Genomic DNA, 19248 nt, shown 5'->3' with positions numbered 1-19248 from the left:
CAATTGAGTGGAGTAACCCCGGAAACCAACGGATTACGGCAGAGTTTTGATCGTATGTGCTGATCGGAGTACGTTGGCCGCATGGGTCAGGTGCTCGATATCGCGCCGCTGCGCAGCCTGGTTGCGGTGGCGGACTGTGGCGGGTTTCACCGCGCCGCCGCGGTGTTGCACATGACTCAGTCCGCCGTCAGCCAGCACGTGCGGCGCATCGAGGCAGTGGTCGGCGGTCCCGTCGTCGAACGGTCCGGCCGCGGTGTCGCCTTCACCGAGCTGGGGCATCGCGTGCTCGGCCACGCCCGGGGCATCCTCGCCGCACACGACGCGGCCCTGACCGACCTCGGTGCGGCCGAGGAGCGGGTCCTGCTGATCGGTGCCACCGAGCACGGCGCCGACGTGATGTTGCCCGCGCTCACCGCTGCGCTGGGCGAGCGGTTGCCCAACTGGCGGCTGCGCTTTCGTCTCGACCGCAACGTCACGCTCGCCGACGCCCTCGAGCACGGCCTGGTCGATCTCGCCGTGATGCTCGACGGTTCGGGAATGGATCCCGCCCATGCCTCCGGAACCCTTGCGCTGAAATGGGTTTCGGGCCGCGGCTTCGCTGCGCAGCCGAACCAGCCGTTACCGGTGGTGATGTTCTCCGAACCGTGCACACTGCGCGAACCCACGTTCGCCGCACTCGACCGGCGCGGGACCGCGTATCGCATCGCCGCCGAATCCGCGGACCTGTCCGGCCTGTTCGCGGCGGTGCGATCCGGCCTGGGTGTGGCGCTGCTGCCGATGATCGGTCGTTTGCCCGACGGGCTGTGTCTGGCCGAGGGGCTGCCTCCGGCCACCCGCGCGTCGGTGTTCGTCCGTGGCCGCGCCGGGGTCGATACCGATGTCCTCGACACCGTCGAGCGCACTGTGCACGATGTTCTCGCCGGACAAGCCTGATACTGGACATGACATGAAGCAGGAATTGGTTTTCGAAGCACCGCGGCGCGGGATGCCGCCGCGTCACCTTGCCGACCTCGATGAGGACGGCCGTGCCGCGGCCGTCACCGAGCTGGGGTTGCCGAAGTTCCGGGCCAAGCAGCTGGCCAACCAGTACTACGGTCGGCTGATCGCCGACCCGAAACAGATGACTGATCTGCCGGCCGCCGTACGTGACCAGGTGGCCGAGGCGCTGTTCCCGACGCTGATCGACCCGGTCAAGCAGATCCAGTGCGACGCGGGGGAGACCCGCAAGACGCTGTGGCGCGCGGGCGACGGCACGACCTTCGAGTCGGTGCTGATGCGGTACCCGCAGCGCAACACCGTCTGTATCTCCTCGCAGGCCGGCTGCGGCATGGCCTGCCCGTTCTGTGCGACGGGTCAGGGCGGCCTCAAGCGCAACCTGTCTACCGCCGAGATTCTCGAGCAGGTGCGGGCGGCCTCGTCGGCCATGCGCTTGGAGCACGATGGCCGGCTGTCGAACATCGTCTTCATGGGCATGGGCGAGCCGCTGGCCAACTACAACCGGGTCCTCGCCGCCGTCAAGCGGATCATCGCCCCGCCGCCGAACGGTTTCGGCATCAGCGCTCGTTCGGTCACGGTGTCGACCGTGGGGCTGGCCCCGGCCATCCGCAAACTCGCCGACGAGAAACTGGGTGTGACGCTGGCGTTGTCATTGCACACCCCCGACGACGAACTCCGCGACACCCTGGTGCCGGTGAACAACCGGTGGAAGGTCGACGAGGTGCTCGACGCCGCGAGGTATTACGCCGACGTCACCGGCCGGCGAGTGTCCGTGGAGTACGCGCTGATCCGCGATGTCAATGACCAGCCTTGGCGCGCAGACCTTTTGGGCAAGAAGCTGCATGCCAAGCTGGGTCAGCTGGTGCACGTCAACCTCATTCCGCTCAACCCCACTCCGGGCAGCAAGTGGGACGCCAGCCCCAAGCCCGTCGAGCGGGAGTTCGTCAAGCGGGTTCAGGCCAAGGGAGTTTCGTGCACCGTGCGTGATACTCGGGGACGTGAGATCGCCGCGGCCTGCGGGCAGTTGGCTGCCGAGGGCTGAGTCTCCCCATTGACTTTGAACTGAGGCTGCAAAAGCTCGAGTGCGCGTCTGCCTGGATTCAAAGTCAATGTGGTCGTCGGGTTCACCCGGGTGGATTGCTGAACCAGACGTTCTCCTCACGCAGGCTCCGGCTGCGCCAGCCGTCGGCCGTGCGTACCAGTTCGTGGTGGTAATAGCCGCCGCATGCACTCATCTCCGGCATACCGGGCAATTGCATCGGGTTGTAGAACATCGCCCGCACGGTTGCGGTTTCGGCGTCGCTTTCCAGGATCTCGATGTTGGTGATGTAGTGCATGCTCCACGGGATCACCCCGAAGTTGGCGGCGAACCACTCGACGACGTCATCGCGCGTGCCCACCACGGCGCCCGCCGACGAGTAGTCGATACGGGCGTCTTCGGTGAACACCGACCGGTACAGCTCCCAGTCCTTGGAGTCGACGGCTCGGGCGTACCGGTACAGCAGGGCCGATATTGCGGAATGCGCACTCAGGTCCATGGTTGCTCGCAAGCTTCGCTCACTGTTCGGGCATGCCAATGGTCTTGGGCTCGAAGTACTCCTTGAAGCCCTCCTCGCCGTTGCGGCGGCCCAGGCCGCTCTGCTTCGAGCCGCCGAACGGGCTGTTGATGCCGAAGTGGCTGCGGCTGTTGATGGTGACGTTGCCGGTCCGGATGCGCCGGGCGATGGCGAACGCCCGGTCCACGTCTGAAGACGAGACCTCGCCGGACAGGCCGTAAATGGAGTTGTTGGCGATGGCGACCGCTTCGTCATCGGAGTCATACGGGGTGACGGTCAGCACCGGCCCGAAGATCTCTTCCTGGGCCACCTGGGAATTCGGGTCGACGTCGGCGAGCAGGGTGGGTTGGGTGTAGTAGCCCGTCGGAAGGTTCTCCGGCACACCACCGCCGGTGACCAGCCGGGCGCCGGAATCGAGACCGGATCGGATGAGCCCGAGCACCTTCTCGCGCTGGGTCGAGCTGATCTGCGGGCCCTGCATGATGCCCGGGGTCCACGGGTCGCCGACCGGGAAGTTCTCCATCGCGCCTTTGAGCAGTTCGATGCCTTCGTCGTAGCGGCTGCGGGGCAGCAGGATGCGGCTGGGCAGGATGCAGGACTGCCCGCTCATGACGCAGGCCATCATCGCCGCGATGGGCAGGGCGGAGTTGAAGTCGGCGTCGTCGAGCACGATGTGGGCCGACTTGCCGCCCAGCTCCAGCAAGGTCTTCTTGACCGTCGCCGCGCCGGCGGCCAGGATCGCGCGCCCCGTGGCGGTGGACCCGGTGAAGGTGATCATGTCGACCCGCGGATCGGCCGACAGCGCGGCACCGACCTCGTTGGCGCCTCCGACCACGACGTTGAACACGCCGGCCGGGATGTCGGTGTGCTCGGCCACGATACGGCCCAGCTCGGTGCCCGACCATGGCGTGAGCTGCGCGGGTTTGAGCACCACGGTGTTGCCGGCCATCAGGGCCGGCACGGTCTCGGCGATGTTGAGGTAGAACGGCACGTTCCACGGAGTGATGGCACCGACCACTCCGATGGGCTCGTAGGCGATCTTGCGGTGTGCCGGCCCCAGCTGGGTTTGGTGTACGCCGTTGTCCACGACGTAGTCGAAGTCGCGTCCGTGCTCGGCCCAGTGCTTGACCTCGCCGATCGGGTCCTCGATCTGCGAGCCCGTGACCGTGACCGGGCAGCCGACCTCGGTGACCAGCACCCGGCGCAGCCGCTCCTTCTCGGCCTCCAGGGCGTCGTGCAGCTGCATCAGGCAGTGGTAGCGGAAGTCGACGTCGCGGCTCCAGTCGGTCTCGTCGAACGCGCGCCGCGCCGCACCGACCGCACGTTCCATGTCAGCGACCGTGCCGTCGGTCGCCTGGCCGGCCACCTGTTCGCTGGCGGGGTGGATGACGTCGAATTTTGCGCCGCTGCCGGTGTATTGGAGTTCACCGTCGATGAGCATCCGCTCGTCACCGGCGAGCACGCCGGTGTCGCTCTGCACCTGAGTCATAGCAGACAGCTTTACAAAAATTGCGTGTCGTGTCACCCCTTTGGGGAAAGGATTGACCGCGCGACAAGTCTCTGCGATCGTAGAGTACCGATTGTCACGCCAGCGTGGCGGTCGGCACCGAGCGTCACCCCAGCGTGACGGAAGGAGGCGTGCCGAGAAGCTTCGTGCTCGAAAGCGATCAGTTCGCGTCGGGCTGTTTGATGCCGACGGCGTGGCGCAGCTGGGCCAGGAACTGATCGCCGTCATCGCTGCGCACGATGTAGTGCGAGACCGCGACCCGGATCGCGGTGGCGGCCTTGACCGGGGCGTTGGCGCCCGACAGGAGTTTGAGCAGCCGTGCCCGCATCAGCGGTATGACATTGGCCAGCTGGGCGATCACGACCTCGGGCTCGATGTCGACCAGCCGGACCCCCGAATAGGACTGCTGATACTGCACGATGAAACGCAGTGCCGCGTCCAGCTTCTCGGTGCCGCGAAGGCCGACCGTCGCGCGACTGATGCCGTGGTCGAACATCTCGCGTTCGTAGGTGCCGAACGCGTCGAGGAGTTCCTGTTTGTCGGCGAACCAGCGGTACAGCGTGGGCCGGGAGACCCCGGCCTGCAGCGCCACCTCGGACAGGCTGAGCTTGGTCTGACCGCTTCGGGCCAGTACCTCGGCGGTCGCGACCAGGATCCGATGGCGCGTCGAGGTGTCTTCGACTGATGCGTCCCGCTGCGCGGGTACAGGTTCATTCACGTCCAGGCCTTGGTTGATCGTGGTTCACCAAATGGTAGGACCATCACAGCAACTTCTTGAGTATTGCCACAGTCTCCAGGTCGGCCAAAGCTGCCACACCGCGTCGCGCGCCTTCCATCGCGATGCCTTCGTCCTGCATGCCACCCAGCCCGGCGGTGATGACGGGTGCGGCATACGCATACACCGCGCCGAGACGGTAGCGCTCCCACAACTCGTCATGATCAAGTCGCGGACCGCCGGCCGCGGCCAGCGCGCGACGGTACTCGTCGAGCAGCTCTCGCTCGGCGGCCTGGCGGTCGGTGGTAGTCATGCAGGTGACCAGGGTATACGCCAGTTCACGGCCCGGATGCCCGCGGCGCACGGCCTGCCAGTCGAGCAGGCCCGCCTCGCCGTTGCGGAAGAACAGGTTGCCCGGATGTGCATCACCGTGCATCACGGTGTGCGGCGGGCGGTCCAGTAGCTGCGCGGCCGCCCGGTAATTCTCGTCGATGAACCGCCCCTCCGCGACAGGAATGTCGGTGCTCTCGGCGAGTCGCTTGGTGGACAATTTGAGCAGCGAGCCGGTCATCAACGACGTGTGGTCGCCCGATGCCGAGTACAGCCAGCCCAGCGGTCCGTCGCCGCTGTTGGACGGCAGCTTGCCCCAGAACGCCGCATGCACTCGGGCCAGCAGCTCGACCGTCAACGCGGCGCGGTCCTTGTCCAGCGGGTGCAGGGTGTCGGTGAACTCGCACGGGCTCAGGGTGAGATCCTCCAGCACCAGCACGTACCGTCCGGTGAGGGCGTCGAACGCCGCGCCGTAGGCATGGGGGACGCCGGGCAGGCCGGCGGCCAGCTGTTGGTAGAAGCGAACCTCGGTGTGTCCCAGCCGGCCCAATTCGCCCATCATGCGGGTGGCCGCCGTTTCGGCAGGCATCTTGACGAAGACCGATTCCGGCACCTCGGCGCCGGACAGTGCCAGCCGTGCGCGCGAGGACGTGCCTGCATCGCCGCCCACGACCGACACCGACTCGACCTCGCGTCCGGTCAGGCCGGACAGGTACGCCGCGTCGAGGTCGGCCACCCGGCGGGGCAGTGAGCGCATGCGGCCGATGACCGCGTCGGTTGCGATACGTTGCACGCCATGCCCGATGTGCGCCGCCAGGCCGGCGGCAGGGATGAGGCGGCGGGCCGGTGTGAGCATTGGCCAAGTTTACAAATTTGTGCTTGGTTGTAAAGCGGTTTCGGGAAGGGAGCGACATGGCGGGTCCGCTGGAGGGTTTTCGGGTCGTCGAGTTGGGTGTGTGGGTCGCCGCACCGGCGGCCGGTGCACTCCTGGCCGACTGGGGAGCCGACGTGATCAAGATCGAACCGCCCTCGGGCGATCCGGCGAGAACCTTCGGCCGGATGCTCGGGTTGGAGCCCGACCTCGGGGTGGCGGCCAACCCGCCCTTCGAGATGGACAATCGCTCCAAGCGCAGTATCGTGCTGGACCTCGGTACCACCGACGGGCGCCATACCGCGAGCGAATTACTTTCCACCGCAGATGTTTTCCTCACCAACGTGCGGCCCGCGGCGCTGCGGCGGCTGGAACTGGACTTCGAGACCGTCGCCGCCCGCAATCCGCGCCTGGTGTACGGCCTGATCACCGGTTACGGGCTGAGGGGGCCGGAGGCAGACCGCGCGGCATACGACGTCGCCGCGTTCTGGGCCCGCGCCGGGGTGGCAGATCTGCTCACCCGCCCGGGAGACACCCCGCCGTTTCAGCGCGGCGGGATGGGGGACCACTCCGCCGGGATGACACTGGCCGCCGCTGTGTGCGCCGCTCTGCTGGCCAGGAATCGCACCGGGACAGGTCAATTGGTGAGCACCTCCCTCTACCGCCAGGGTGCATACACCGTCAGTTTCGACCTCAACACCGTGCTGATGAGCGGGCAGCACGTCGCGATCGGTCAGCGGGAGACGATGGCCAACCCGTGTATGAACAACTACATGACAGGCGACGGGAAACGCTTCTGGATCGTCGGGCTGCAAGGCGACCGGCACTGGCCCGCGCTGTGCCGGGTCGTGGGCCGCGAAGGCTGGATGACCGATCCGTGCTACGCCACAGCGCGGGATCGATATGTCAACGCCCGCAAGCTGATCGCTGAGCTGGACGACATTTTCGCCGGCCATCCGATGGAGCACTGGGCTCAATTGTTCGACGCAGAACCCGATTTCTTCTGGTCGCCGATCAACGGTCTCGACGACGTGATCGCCGATGAGCAGTTCCACGCCGCGGGTGGCATCGTCGAAGTGCCCGACGGGATTTCGACAGTGCCGATGGTGGCCAGCCCGGCCGATTTCTCGGCCACCCCGTGGCAGCCGCGGACGGTCGCGCCGGCGCTCGGGGCGCACACCGACGAAATCCTGGCTGAGCTGCGCCGCGGTCAGCAGCGCTGAGCGTTGATGCGCGCGAGCAGCTCGTCGAGCTGCTCGCCGGTGACCCGGCCCGCCGAGAACGCCACCATCCGCCCGATCGGCACCGAGCCCAGCATTCGCAGCAGATCGGTGCCGAGTGCGGAATCGCCTGTCTCGAAAGGCGACGCGCTGCTCAGCACCGCCGCGATCGTCTGTGCCGCTACCGGATCGGCAAGAAGCTCGCCCAGGGTGGAATCGCGGGTGAACGGTTGCATCGGCTCGTCGCCGGGCACCGACACGGTCGCGCTCAACCGCAGGTCCCGGCTCGACGCACCGACCCACACCACGTAGTCGCCCGTCTCAACAACCCAACGCCCGGCGTCAGTGCTCCAATATGCGAGATCGTCTCGGCTGACGGGGATCTCGACCGTCCCGCGCTCCGCCGGCTCCAGTGTGACCGCGGCGAATCCGGCCAGCCACCGGACGGGTCGCCCGACGGAAGACGCGGGTAGCCCCACGTAAATCTGCACCACCTCGCGGCCCGGCCGGCTACCGGTGTTGGCGACCGTCAGCGTCACCGCCAGTCCCTCGTCGGTGATGTTGACATCGAGGTCGGAGTAATCGAATCGGGTGTAGGACAGGCCATGGCCGAACGGGAACGCCACCGGTATGTCCCGGGCGTCGTACCAACGGTAGCCGACGAACATCCGCTCGCCGTAGACGGTATGGCCCGACTCGGACGGAAAGTTGAGGTACGCCGGAGAGTCCTGCAGCCGCAGCGGCACCGTCTCGGCCAGCCGGCCCGACGGGCTGACGACACCGAACAGCACGTCGGCCAGGGCCCCACCCCCGGCCTGCCCCAGCAGTGCCCCATCCAGGACGGCGGGGGCAAGGCCGGCGACCGCATCGAGGCGCACCACGCCGCCGTGGGACAGCACGGCGACAGTGCGGGGCTGTGCCTCGACCACGGCGCGCAGCAGGTCGAGTTGTGCGGCCGGCAGGTCGATGTGCTCGCGGTCATAGCCCTCGGATTCATCTTCGTCGGTGAGGCCGAGGAACACGATTGCGGCTTCGGCAGATTCGGCGGCAGCCACCGCAGCGGCGACATCGGTTCCGGAAGAGTAGGTGACCGGGTGATCGCCGGACAGCCTGCGGATCTCGTCGAGTGGCACGTCGAGGTGGGTCGGATTCACGTGAGAGCTGCCGCCACCTTGGTATCTGGGTTCCACGGCGAAGCTGCCGATGACTGCCAGTGCCGACGGCGTCAGCGGCAGCAGATCTCCGTCGTTCTTCAACAGCACGATGGCCCGCCGCGCCGCCTCGCGCGCCAGCTCGTGATGGGCTGCGATATCGAATGACGAAGTGGCGGATGCAGATTGGGTGACCCGGCGGGTCAGCTCTGCGACCCGGCCCGCGGCGCGCGCCACCACCCCGGGGGCCAACCTCCCGGCCTCGACCGCGTACACCAGCTCGGCGTCGGAGAGCCCTCCCGTCGTCGGCATCTGAAGATCCAGGCCCGCGGCCACCGCGGCTACCCGGTCTGCCACCGCACCCCAGTCGCTGACCACGACGCCGTCGAAACCCCATTCGTCGCGCAGGACCGTCGTCAGCAACCAGGGATTCTCGGAGGCGTACACCCCGTTGATCCGGTTGTAGGAACACATCACCGTCCAGGGCCGGGCTTGGCGCACCACGATCTCGAACGTTCGCAGATAGATCTCACGCAACGTGCGGGGGTCGACGTCGGAACTGGCCCGCATCCGATCGTGCTCGGCGTTGTTCACCGCGAAATGCTTGAGCGATGCGCCGACACCGCGGCTCTGCACTCCGCGCACCCATGCCGCACCCAGTTTTCCCGAGAGCAACGGATCCTCCGAGTAGTACTCGAAGTTTCGCCCGCACCGCGGGTCACGCTTGATGTTGACGCCCGGGCCGAGCAGCACATGGACGCCGAGGGCACGGCTTTCCCGGCCCAGCGCCTGGCCGACGCGCTCGACCAACTCGGGATCCCACGTCTGGCTGAGGCCCACCGCGGGCGGAAAGCACGTAGCCGGTTCACTGCCGGACAGGCCCAGATGGTCTGCGGCACTGCCGGTTTGCCTGCGCACCCCGTGCGGTCCGTCGGTCAGCACGATCGCGGGCACAGGACCGACCGCCTTGGTGGCCCAGAAACTGGCGCCGCTGCCCAGCGCGGCCTGTTCGGTCAGGTCGAGCCCGGCGATGGGATCAGCTGAGTCGGTCACCGAGCCCAGGGTAGCGTCGGATGCGCCAGGTGCAGGTCAACGCGGTTTCACCCGGGCGGCATGGCGTAGCTGCGCGAGGAAATCGTCGGCGTCGTCGCCGCGCACCAAGTAGTGGCAGACCGCCACTCGCACGGCGGTCGCCGCGGCGATGTCGGCGTCGGGCCCGGATGTCAGTCGTTGCAGGCGTTCTCGCATCAACGGAATCACCTGAGTGAGGCGCTTGATGACATGTTCGGGTTCGATGTCGACCATGCGCAGTCCGGGGTAGGACTGCTGGTACTGGACGACGGTACGCAGCGCGGCATCGAGGTGTTCGTCCTCCGGGAGATCGGCCGCGGCTTGGGCGACGGCGCGTTCGTAATACTTGCGCTCCCACACCACGAATGCGTCGAGAAGCTCTTGTTTGGAGGCGAACCAGCGGTAGAGCGTGGGCCGGGACACCCCGGCCTGCAGGGCGACCTGGGACAGGCTGAGCTTGGTCATCCCGTTGGCCCCGAGTACTTCGGCGGTGGCGGCCAGGATCCGTCCGCGGGTGGTGCTGTCGTCATCGATGGACGATATTTCCGCCATGCCCACAGCTTTACAAACTATCGCCGAACTGTCACGCTAATTCGTGGCGCGACATCGTTGTCGGACGCCCGCGCAGGGAGGGAACACCGTGACAGTTGCCAGCTCACCGCAGGCACGCGAATACAGCCCGTTCGACATCACGTCGCACGATTTCTGGAGCCGGCCCTTCGCCGAGCGTGACGAGACCTTCGCGCGGTTGCGGGCCGGTGACGGCCTGAGCTGGCATCAACCGCTGTCGACACTGTTCGACGTGGAAGAGCCCGGCTTCTGGGCGATTACCCGCCGCGCCGACATCCAGTTCGTCAGTCAGCATCCCGAGCTGTTCACCTCGACACAGGGGGTGGCGCTTGATCCGATGCCGGCCGACGTGCAGAAGTTCGCCACTTTCTTCCTCATGATGGATCCGCCCCAGCACACCACGTACCGGCGCCTGATCAGCTCGGCGTTCACCCCGCGCAATGTGCGCAAGATCGAAGAGCAGATTCACCGCAACGCCGTCGCCATCGTGGACGACCTGATCGGCGTCGGAGACGTCGACTTCGTCGAGGCCTGTTCGGCGCAGCTGCCGATGCGCACCATCTCCGACATGCTCGGTGTGCCGGCCGCCGATCAGCCGGCGCTGGCCAAGGCCGCCGAGAAGTTGTTCAGCATGAGTGATGACGAGTACTCGTCGCTCGAAGAACGGGCCATGGCCACGATCAACGAGATCATGTTGATCTCGAACACCGGGGTGGAGCTGGCCAAGTTCCGGCGGGCCAATCCTGGTGACGACCTGATGACCAGCATCGTCAACGCGGAGGTGGACGGGCACCGGCTCACCGACGAGGAGATCGGGGCATTCCTGATCCTGCTGGCGTCGGCGGGCAATGACACCACCAAGCAGACCACCACCCACGCGATGATGGCCCTGGCGGCCAATCCGGATCAAAAAGATTGGCTGCTGGAGGATTTCGACAACCGGATCGGCCTGGCCACCGAAGAGTTCGTGCGGTGGGCCACTCCGGTGATCCAGTTCGCGCGGCACGCCACCGAGGACGTCGAGCTGGCCGGCCAGCAGATCAGTGCGGGCGACAAGGTCGGGCTGTTCTACTGTTCGGCCAACCGCGACGAGTCGGTGTTCACCGATCCCCAGCGTTTCGACCTGAGCCGCTCGCCGAACCCGCAGATCGGGTTCGGCGGCGGCGGTCCGCACTTCTGTCTGGGCAACCAGCTGGCCAAAACCGAACTGCGACACCTGTTCCGGGAGTTGCTGACGCGGCTGAAGACCGTGGAATTCGGTGAGCCCGAACTGCTGTACAGCAGCTTCGTGCACGGCATCAAGCGCGTGCCCGCACACCTCGCGTAGGTCGCGGCCATGCGCGTCGAAGTCGATCTGGGCAAGTGCACCGGGCACGGCATCTGCGAGTCGATCGCCGAGGACGTGTTCGAGGTTTTCAACGAGGGCTGGGTGCACATCCACGGTGAGGATCATCCGGAGAGTGACCGGGAACGGTTGCAGCAGGCCGTGACTCAATGCCCGGCTTCCGCCTTGCGGATGCGGGGCTGAAGGTACAACCGCTTCGCGCTAGGAACGCTTGGGCGGGCGCGGTCGCACCAGCACCGACTGCTGGATCGCGCCGACCGCGCCGTTCTGATCGAACAGCGTGCCTACCGTCGCGCCGATACCGTCGGGGCCGTAGTTCGTGTCGGCGCGGATACCGATCCATTCCCCGTCGGGCACCCGGTGGATGTGCACCACCAGATCGGTGTTGAGGAACGTCCACTTGCGGATGTCGATTTTGGAGCCGATGCCGTTGGCGTCGTCGGCGACCGCGAACAACCGCTGCAACGGTGTCATCGCCTCGCCCTTGACCAGGTCGACTGTCGGCTTGAGCCAGGACTCGCCGGGGCCCGGCGCCTGCGGCACGGTCAGCCAGCGCCAGTCCACGCTGTGCACGTAGTTGGGTTCCCAGTTCTTGGCCATGTCGCGGCTACGGGCCTGCTCCAGTGGTGGTAACGGCTCGACGCCGGTATGTGCCACCGCGGTGGTGTCCAGTCGTAGCATCCGCCAACCGCTGGCCCGCGCCACGACCCGGGGCGCACCATCGGGTCCGGGCGCCAGCATCTCGGCGCCGACCAACTCGATCTGCTTGCCCGGCCGTTCCAATTGCGCATGTACCCACAGATCACCTTCGGAGGGCACCCCGCCCATCAGATCGATGGCCACCCGGCTCAACCGAGTGTCGGCACGGTGCTCGCACCGTTCCAATGCCCGCACCAGCAACGCGGATACCGGGGCGCCGTGCTGGATGGACGCCGACCAGGTCCCGCGGGCCATATCGGTGGCGCGAAACTTCGCACCGATCGGGTCGTTCTCGTCGATCAGCTCGTAGTAAGAGTCAGACATATCTACCGTTCAGTGGTGATGATGGGTGTCGTGGTCGCCAGGCGCCGGCGTTTCGACCATCAACGCGTCGACCCGCGACAGTTTGGTGCCGACGAGCCGTTCTGGATAGGCGTCGGTGGTGGTGACCATGAACAGGGTGCGCCCCTCGACACCGCCCAGGGCGCACGCGATCGCGGTGCGGCCGTCGGTATCGACGCGGTGGGTGACCGACGAGCCGTCGGGACCGAACCGCTGGAACTCCTGAGCCAGGGTCAGGGCCGCCCACACCCCGCCCTCGGCGTCGATCGCGAGGCCGTCCGGCGGGCCGTCGAGCCCCTCGGCGAACAGCCGCCGGTCGGTGAGGCCGCCGTCGTCATCGATGGTGAACGCACTCAGCCTTCTGGCGGTGGACTCCGCGACGATCAGGGTGGTGCCGTCCGGGGTGATCACCATGCCGTTGGGGAAGTCCAGATGTTCGGCGACGAGAGTGACCTGGTCATCGGGGTCGATGCGCACGATCACGCCGTCGGTACGGGCCTGGGAGCCGACGTATGCCCTGCCGTGCTCGTCGACCACCAGGTCGCCGAGGGGTGCGGGCGCCAGGTCGCTCAGATCGGCCAGCAGTTCGACGCTGTCGCCGTCGTAGCGCAGCACCTGCCGGCACTGGGTGGAGACGATCAGCAGGGTGCCGTCGGGCCGAAAACCCAATCCGGACGGCGAGTGACCGGGCAGCGGCAGTGTCGTCATGGCACCTGACAAGGTGACCGTGTGGACGGCTTCACCCAGCATGTCGGAAAACCACAGCAGGCCTTCGAACCACCGGGGCCCCTCGCCGAAACAGAAACCATGTGCCAGTTCGGTTGTCCCGGTCTGGTCGGTTCCTGTCGTCATCTCCACGCACCTTTACAAAACACGTCCTAAGTGTCACGCTCCCATGGTGCCACTGTCAACTACGGAGCGCCCTAGATGAAGAAGTTCTACGGCCACACGCTGCTGTATTTGCACGAGACCATCGACCTTGGGTCGGGCCGGACCGACCAATTCACCGGCCCCTTCGGGGAGATCTACCGGCCGATGATGGAGGATCTGGGCGCCCGGCTGTTCGCCATCTGGGAAACCACGCCTTACAACGGGCACTGGCCGCAGGTGACGATCATCTGGGAGATCGACGCGTTCGCCGACTACGCCCGAATCGGCAAGGCGCAGGCGGCCGGCGGCAGCCACGAGAAGCCCGCACTGCAGTGGGCGGCATATCTGTCCGAGCTCGGGGCCAGCGGCGAGGGCCGAATCATGTACGCCGGCAAGTACAACCGCACACTCGCGCAGCTTCAGGAGGCGAACTTCGGTGCGGGCCTGGTGATTCAGGAGATCATGCAGACCAAGCCCGGGCGCCAGGACGACTACATCCGGGAACTTGAGCGGCTGTACGTGCCGTGGTCGGAAAGCACGGGCAAGCGATGGTTGGGCTCATTCATCACCACCTTCCGGTTCAACGAGGTGATCCATTACTGGGCGCTCGACGACGACTGGGACTGTTTCGAGAACCACTACCCGTCGTGGAAGGGCAACCCGCCCGCCGAGATCGTCACCTGGATGAGCGTGGCCCCCGCGCTGCGCGACGGCTGGGAGGATTCGATCCTTGCGGCCCTGCCGCCCTCGCCGCTGAAGTAGGCCTGCCATGAATCGACCTGTACTGCAGGACTTCATCTACGACCCGTTCGATCCGGACGTGATGGCCGACCCGTTGCCGTACTACCGGATCTTGCGCGACGAGTACCCGGTGTACTACATCGACAAGTGGGACACCTACGCGTTGTCCCGCTTCGACGACATCTGGGACATGCTCGGAGTCAACGACGGCACCTTCGTGGCCTCCGAGGGGACGCTGCCCGCCGCGAACGTGCTGGCGCACCGCAACGACGGCCCGGTGCCGGATCCGCCGCTGCATCCCATGCCCTTTCACGCCAACTTCGACTCGCCGATCTACGAGGACGTCAGGCGGTGCACGTCGGCGCAGTTCCGACCGCGATCGGCGGCCAAATTGGCCGAGCGGATCAGGGCGCTGGCCAACGAGCGTCTCGATGAGTTGCTGCCGCGCGGCGCGTTCGACCTGACCCAGGACTACGGCGGCATCGTCGCCGCCGCCATGGTCTGTGAGTTCGTCGGATTACCAGTGGATCTCGCGCCAGAGGTGCTGGCCACCGTCAACGCGGGCAGCCTCGCCCAACCGGGCGAAGGGGTCGAGGTCGGCAATGCGCGTCCCGGCTACCTGTCCTACCTCACCCCCATCATCGAGCGGCGACGCGCGGAAGGCCCCGACGGCAGCGTGCCGATCGCCGACGCCCTGATCGAGCACCGGCTGCCCGACGGGTCGGCCCTGGGGGATGTGGAAGCCGCCGTGCAGATGCTCGGGGTGTTCATCGGCGGAACCGAAACGGTCCCGAAGATCACCGCAACCGGGCTGTGGCAGTTGCTCCGGCATCCGGACCAATTGGCCGCCGTCCGTGCCGATCTCGACGGCAACGTGCCGATCGCGCGGGAAGAGATCATCCGTCACAGTGCCCCCGCGCAGTGGTTCGCCCGAACTGTCCGGCGGCCCTACACCGTTCACGGCACCACCATCAACCCCGGCCAGCGCGTCATCACCCTGCTGGCCTCGGCGGCACGGGACGAACGCGAGTACGAGAACCCGGACGACTTCGTGTGGAACCGGCGCATCGAGCGGCTGTTGTCGTTCGGTCACGGCCAGCATTTCTGCCTCGGTGTTCACGTGGCCCGACTGGAGATCACGATCATGATCCAGGAGTTCCTCAAACGCGTGCCCGATTACCGCATCGACGAGGCCGCGGCGTCTCGGCCGCCATCGAGCTTCCAGTGGGGTTGGAACAATATCCCCGTGGAGGTGTGACGTGTGGTCATATCGGCTCGTCGCTCCGTACACATTTGAGCGGCAAGAGGTTTCAGAGCCGTCGCCGGAATCGCTGACCGAGGGGCAGGTGCTGCTGGACTTCCTGGCGGCCGGGATCTGCGGCAGTGACCTGCCCGGCTTCCGCGGTACCCAGGGAAAACTGCCCGCAGATACCGGATGCTGCGCCGCGGAGATGGACGGCTTCCCGATCCACGAGATCGTCGGCGAGGTACTGGCGAGCCGCCATCCAGACCACCGGCCGGGGGAGCGCGTGGTCGGCTGGGCCTCGGGTTTCGACGGGCTCATGGGCCGCGTGATCGCCGACGGAGCCGGTCTGGTGGCCTACGACCCGGCGCTGTCCCCGGAGTTGGCAGTCGGTCTGCAACCGCTGGCATGTGTCCTGTACGCCGTCGAGCAACTGCCGGATCTGAGAGGCCGTCACGTCGCGGTCATCGGGCAGGGCTCAATCGGGTTGTTGTTCTCCTATGTGGCAAAGGCTTTCGGCGCTGCACGGGTTACCGGTGTGGACCCGGTGGATCGGTCTTCGGTGAGCACCCGCTTCGGGGTCGACGACGCCATCCGGGCCACCAGCGACCGCTGGATCAGACACCTGGGGCCCGACGGCAAACCTGATGTCGTCATCGAGGCCGTCGGGCATCAGGTCGCCACGCTCAACCATGCCTTGGAAGCCGCCGCCTTCGGTGGCACGGTGTTCTACTTCGGCGTACCCGACGACGACAGCTATCCGATCAGCATGCGCACCATGCTGCGCAACAACCTCACCCTGAAATCCGGTGTCACACTGGATCGTCAGCGAGTGCTGCGCCGGGCTGACGAGTTCGTCCGGCAGCGTCCCGACCTGCTGGCCACATATGTGACCCACACTTTCGGATCCGACGACGTGCAGGCGGCTTTCGAGCTGGCTTGCCGTCCGGTGCCCGAGCGCGTCAAGATCGCGATCACCCGATGAAACCGAGCAGACTGCAGGAGGCGGTGGCCGCCAACGCCCAGATCTGGGGCGGCTGGGTGGTGGGCCCGACGATCCTGGGCCCGGAGGAGTTCGCGGCGGCCGGATACCACTACGTCGGATTCGACGTCCAGCACGGCTATCTCGACGATGCCGACGTAGCCCTGCTGTTACGCCGGCTCGAGCATGTGCCGATCGCCACCGCGGTGCGGCTGCCCTCGACCGACCCGGCGCCGATCGGCCGGGTACTCGATGCGGGTGCCGACGCGGTGATCATCGCCATGGTGGAATCCGCTGAGCAGGCCGCCGCTGCGGTCGCGGCCACCCGATACGCCCCCGCCGGTGTGCGCAGCTTCGGACCGCTACGGGCGAGTCTCGGGCACGACACCGCCGAGTTGGAGGCCCGGGTGAGCGTGTTCGCGATGATCGAGACGGCACAGGGCCTGGCCGCCGCCGACGAGATCTGTGCGGTGCCCGGGCTGACCGGCATCTACGTCGGCCCGGCAGACTTGGCCATTTCGATGGGATACCAACTGTCCGACGCCTGGACCCACCCCGAGGTGCGAGCGGCGATGGGCAAGATCCAGGCCGCCGCCCGTGCGGCCGGGCTGGTCGCCGGAATCCACGCCGGCGCGGGCAAGCTCGGAAAGGCCGTGGCCGAACTGGGTTTTCAGATGATCACCCTGGCCTCGGAATCGCAGGCGCTGCGCCGCGGTGCCACCGAGCACCTCAACGAAGCAACAGGAAACGCCATCGGCACCGAACGAGGAGGCTACAACTGAACGCAGCAGCAGCGCCGAGCGGCGACCGGGTCGCGTTGGTGACGGGGGCCGCCCGCGGACAGGGTGCGGCAATCGTGCGCCGGCTGGTGGCCGACGGTTATCGGGTTACCGCCGGGGATCGCCTGATCGACGAACTCACCCCCACGACAACCGAATACGGTGAGCGGGTGTTGGCGGTGGAACTGGACGTGACATCGTCAGAGCACTGGCAGGCCGCAGTCGCGGCCACCGTCACCCGATTCGGCGGGCTCAACGCTCTGGTGAACAACGCCGGTGTGTTGCACAGTGCCTCGATCGCTGAGGAAACCCCGAACGGCTTCGAGGACTTGTGGCGGGTGAACTGCCTGGGTCCATTCCTGGGACTTCAGGCAGCGCTCGGACCTCTGCGGCGAGCGGACAACGCCGCGGTGGTGAACACCTGCAGCACCGGCGCGATCCGTCCGTTTCCGCATCACGCCGCCTACGGTTCGTCGAAGTGGGCACTGCGCGGGCTCACCCAGGTGGCCGCCGCTGAACTCGGCCGGGACGGGATCCGGGTCAACGCGATCTTCCCCGGGCCTGTCGAGACGCCGATGCTGGACCAGTCCACCCAGGCCCGGCTCGCGGAGCGGGCGACGTTGGGGCGGCTGGGTAAGCCGAGTGAGATGGCCGATGCGGTTGCCTTCTTGTTGTCGGAGCAGGCGGCGTTCATCACCGGCTCGGAGCTCGTGATCGACGGCGGCCAATCTCTGAAGATCGGATAGCGCCGATGTCCAGCTCGCCCACCGTGGGGATCATCGGAGCCGGGCCCGGCGGCCTGGCGCTCGGAATCTTCCTGAAAAAAGCCGGCTTTCATGATTTCACCATCTTCGACCGCGAGGACGGGGTCGGTGGAACCTGGCGGATCAACACCTATCCGGGACTGGCGTGCGACGTGAAGTCGCATCTGTACTCGTACTCGTTCGATCTCAACGCCGACTGGAGCCGGCTGTGGGCCGGACAACCGGAGATCCTGGCGTACTTCGAGCGGTGCGCGCAGCGCTACCGGCTGGGCCCGCACCTACAGTTGAACACCGAGATCATCGCCGCACGATGGGATGCCGAGGCCACCAACTGGGTGCTGACCACCGCGACGGGAACACAACACCGCTTCGACTTCGTGGTCTCGGCCATCGGACTGTTCACCCAGCCGCTGCAACCGGATCTGGTGGCTGAGGAACCGTTCGCCGGCACCGTCATGCACACTGCCGAATGGGATCACAAAGTGCAGCTCGAAGGGGCGCGTGTGGCGGTGCTCGGTACCGGATCCACTGCCTCCCAAGTGGTTCCGGAAATAGCCAAGGTTGCCCAGAAGGTGTACTCGGTGCAGCGTTCGGCGACGTGGATATTGCCCAAACCCGACCGGCCCTACACCGAGCGGGAACGCTGGTTGTTCGCCCATGTGCCGTTGGCGAAGAAGATCTACCGCACCCGGCTGTGGTTACGCAGCGAGTCCAACATCGCCGTGATCGAGAACGGCAGTGACAAGACCCAGCAGTTCAAGGCGTTGGCGCTGGACCTCCTCGAATCCACCGTGGCCGACGAGGAACTGCGGGCCCGGCTCACCCCGGACCATCCGCTGGGTTGCAAGCGTCTGGTGTTCTCCCCGGATTTCATCGCGACCCTCACCAAGCCCAACGTCGAGGTGGTGTCCAGCCCGGCGCGTGCGCTGCGAGCCCGCTCGTTGGTCACCGAGGACGGCCGGGAGCTCGACGTCGACGTGGTGGTGTGCGCGACGGGCTATGCCGCCGCCGATTACCTGGGACAGATCGAGGTGACCGGCGAGAACGGGGCGTTACTGCACGACACCTGGAGTGACGGGGCATTCGCGTACCTCGGGATGGCGGTGCCCGGGTTCCCCAACTTCTTCATGCTCTACGGGCCCAACACCAACGTCGGCTCCAACAGCGTGATCTTCATCCTGGAGGCGCAGGCCCGCTACGTGGTGCGGGCGCTGAAACACCTTCGCCGCAAACGCAAGTCATATGTGGCGGTGCGCCCGAGTGCCATGGCCGCGTTCCTGGCCGACATCGACCGGTGGATGCAGGGCACGGTATGGCTGACCCGGTGCAGCAGTTACTTCCGGGCTCCCAGCGGCCGGGTGGTCACCCAGTGGCCCCGCAGCGCGCGCGCATTCTGGTCGATGACCCGCCGGTTTCGCCCGGCCGACTACACTTTCCAACCGCCCACCAACTCTCCGGCCGAGGTCACCGCGGCCGCCGATCGGACGGACGGCTGA

General features: G+C 66.6%; 19 protein-coding genes. 11 read left to right on the top strand and 8 right to left on the bottom strand.

Annotated elements, in window-relative coordinates; genetic code table 11:
• Positions 1–81: 81 nt before the first annotated feature.
• Both K6L26_RS20240 and rlmN read left to right on the top strand, forming a co-directional pair.
• A complete protein-coding gene (locus K6L26_RS20240) occupies positions 82–933 on the top strand; it encodes a LysR family transcriptional regulator (protein ID WP_036388177.1) in 852 nt (283 codons plus the stop codon).
• A gap of 13 nt (positions 934–946) precedes the next feature.
• Positions 947–2038: a dual-specificity RNA methyltransferase RlmN gene (gene rlmN / locus K6L26_RS20235; RefSeq protein WP_019345022.1), complete on the top strand. Its 1092-nt coding sequence runs from the start codon at positions 947–949 to the stop codon at positions 2036–2038.
• An 82-nt stretch (positions 2039–2120) separates the two neighbouring features.
• Here the strand turns inward: rlmN and K6L26_RS20230 are convergent, their stop codons facing one another.
• From K6L26_RS20230 to K6L26_RS20215, 4 genes are all read right to left on the bottom strand, one after another.
• Positions 2121–2534 carry a nuclear transport factor 2 family protein gene (locus K6L26_RS20230; protein ID WP_043368312.1) on the bottom strand — a complete coding sequence of 138 codons (414 nt, stop codon included), beginning with the start codon at positions 2532–2534 and terminating at the stop codon, positions 2121–2123.
• A 19-nt stretch (positions 2535–2553) separates the two neighbouring features.
• Positions 2554–4041, bottom strand: a complete 1488-nt coding sequence (locus tag K6L26_RS20225) for an aldehyde dehydrogenase family protein (protein ID WP_019345020.1) — start codon at positions 4039–4041, stop codon at positions 2554–2556.
• A gap of 178 nt (positions 4042–4219) precedes the next feature.
• Positions 4220–4777 (bottom strand): TetR/AcrR family transcriptional regulator, encoded by a 558-nt coding sequence (locus K6L26_RS20220; RefSeq protein ID WP_019345019.1) that lies wholly within the window; start codon positions 4775–4777, stop codon positions 4220–4222.
• 43 nt (positions 4778–4820) lie between these two features.
• On the bottom strand, positions 4821–5960 hold the full coding sequence (locus tag K6L26_RS20215; protein ID WP_019345018.1) for a phosphotransferase: 1140 nt from the start codon (positions 5958–5960) through the stop codon (positions 4821–4823).
• A 56-nt stretch (positions 5961–6016) separates the two neighbouring features.
• Between K6L26_RS20215 and K6L26_RS20210 the strand changes: the two genes are divergently transcribed.
• Entirely contained in the window at positions 6017–7198 is a 1182-nt protein-coding gene (locus K6L26_RS20210; protein ID WP_221851323.1) for a CaiB/BaiF CoA transferase family protein, read from the top strand.
• Here the strand turns inward: K6L26_RS20210 and K6L26_RS20205 are convergent.
• Together K6L26_RS20205 and K6L26_RS20200 are read right to left on the bottom strand one after the other, a co-directional pair.
• Positions 7186–9399, bottom strand: coding sequence for a glycoside hydrolase family 3 C-terminal domain-containing protein (locus K6L26_RS20205; protein WP_245008619.1), 2214 nt, complete (start codon positions 9397–9399; stop codon positions 7186–7188). The two genes, K6L26_RS20210 and K6L26_RS20205, sit on opposite strands and share 13 nt — an antisense overlap.
• A gap of 36 nt (positions 9400–9435) precedes the next feature.
• Positions 9436–9969: a TetR/AcrR family transcriptional regulator gene (locus tag K6L26_RS20200; protein ID WP_047039231.1), complete on the bottom strand. Its 534-nt coding sequence runs from the start codon at positions 9967–9969 to the stop codon at positions 9436–9438.
• 88 nt (positions 9970–10057) lie between these two features.
• Between K6L26_RS20200 and K6L26_RS20195 the strand changes: the two genes are divergently transcribed.
• Positions 10058–11314 carry a cytochrome P450 gene (locus K6L26_RS20195; RefSeq protein WP_076213479.1) on the top strand — a complete coding sequence of 419 codons (1257 nt, stop codon included), beginning with the start codon at positions 10058–10060 and terminating at the stop codon, positions 11312–11314.
• A gap of 9 nt (positions 11315–11323) precedes the next feature.
• Positions 11324–11515 (top strand): ferredoxin, encoded by a 192-nt coding sequence (locus tag K6L26_RS20190; protein WP_036388166.1) that lies wholly within the window; start codon positions 11324–11326, stop codon positions 11513–11515.
• Between the two features lie 18 nt (positions 11516–11533).
• Here the strand turns inward: K6L26_RS20190 and K6L26_RS20185 are convergent, their stop codons facing one another.
• A complete protein-coding gene (locus K6L26_RS20185; protein ID WP_221851321.1) occupies positions 11534–12355 on the bottom strand; it encodes a thioesterase family protein in 822 nt (273 codons plus the stop codon).
• A gap of 9 nt (positions 12356–12364) precedes the next feature.
• On the bottom strand, positions 12365–13225 hold the full coding sequence (locus K6L26_RS20180) for an SMP-30/gluconolactonase/LRE family protein (RefSeq protein ID WP_221851319.1): 861 nt from the start codon (positions 13223–13225) through the stop codon (positions 12365–12367).
• A 75-nt stretch (positions 13226–13300) separates the two neighbouring features.
• Between K6L26_RS20180 and K6L26_RS20175 the strand changes: the two genes are divergently transcribed.
• Genes K6L26_RS20175 through K6L26_RS20150 form a run of 6 tightly spaced genes read left to right on the top strand, consistent with a single transcriptional unit; the run spans position 13301 to position 19248 of the window.
• Entirely contained in the window at positions 13301–14005 is a 705-nt protein-coding gene (locus tag K6L26_RS20175; RefSeq protein WP_221851318.1) for an NIPSNAP family protein, read from the top strand.
• 7 nt (positions 14006–14012) lie between these two features.
• Positions 14013–15242 carry a cytochrome P450 gene (locus tag K6L26_RS20170; protein ID WP_221851316.1) on the top strand — a complete coding sequence of 410 codons (1230 nt, stop codon included), beginning with the start codon at positions 14013–14015 and terminating at the stop codon, positions 15240–15242.
• A gap of 1 nt (position 15243) precedes the next feature.
• Positions 15244–16212: a zinc-binding dehydrogenase gene (locus tag K6L26_RS20165; protein ID WP_221851314.1), complete on the top strand. Its 969-nt coding sequence runs from the start codon at positions 15244–15246 to the stop codon at positions 16210–16212.
• Positions 16209–16991 carry an HpcH/HpaI aldolase family protein gene (locus tag K6L26_RS20160; protein WP_221851312.1) on the top strand — a complete coding sequence of 261 codons (783 nt, stop codon included), beginning with the start codon at positions 16209–16211 and terminating at the stop codon, positions 16989–16991. The genes K6L26_RS20165 and K6L26_RS20160 overlap by 4 nt, the downstream gene beginning before the upstream one ends.
• 38 nt (positions 16992–17029) lie before the next feature.
• Entirely contained in the window at positions 17030–17734 is a 705-nt protein-coding gene (locus tag K6L26_RS20155) for an SDR family NAD(P)-dependent oxidoreductase (protein ID WP_245008618.1), read from the top strand.
• A 5-nt stretch (positions 17735–17739) separates the two neighbouring features.
• Complete coding sequence (locus K6L26_RS20150; protein ID WP_221851310.1) at positions 17740–19248, top strand: flavin-containing monooxygenase; 1509 nt, start codon at positions 17740–17742, stop codon at positions 19246–19248.

Origin of the sequence: Mycobacterium farcinogenes (assembly GCF_019739075.1) — a bacterium.
In the GTDB taxonomy this organism is placed as follows: domain Bacteria; phylum Actinomycetota; class Actinomycetes; order Mycobacteriales; family Mycobacteriaceae; genus Mycobacterium; species Mycobacterium senegalense.
The sequence above is the reverse complement of the archived record's forward strand: the minus strand, read 5'-3'. Positions and strand labels throughout refer to the sequence as shown.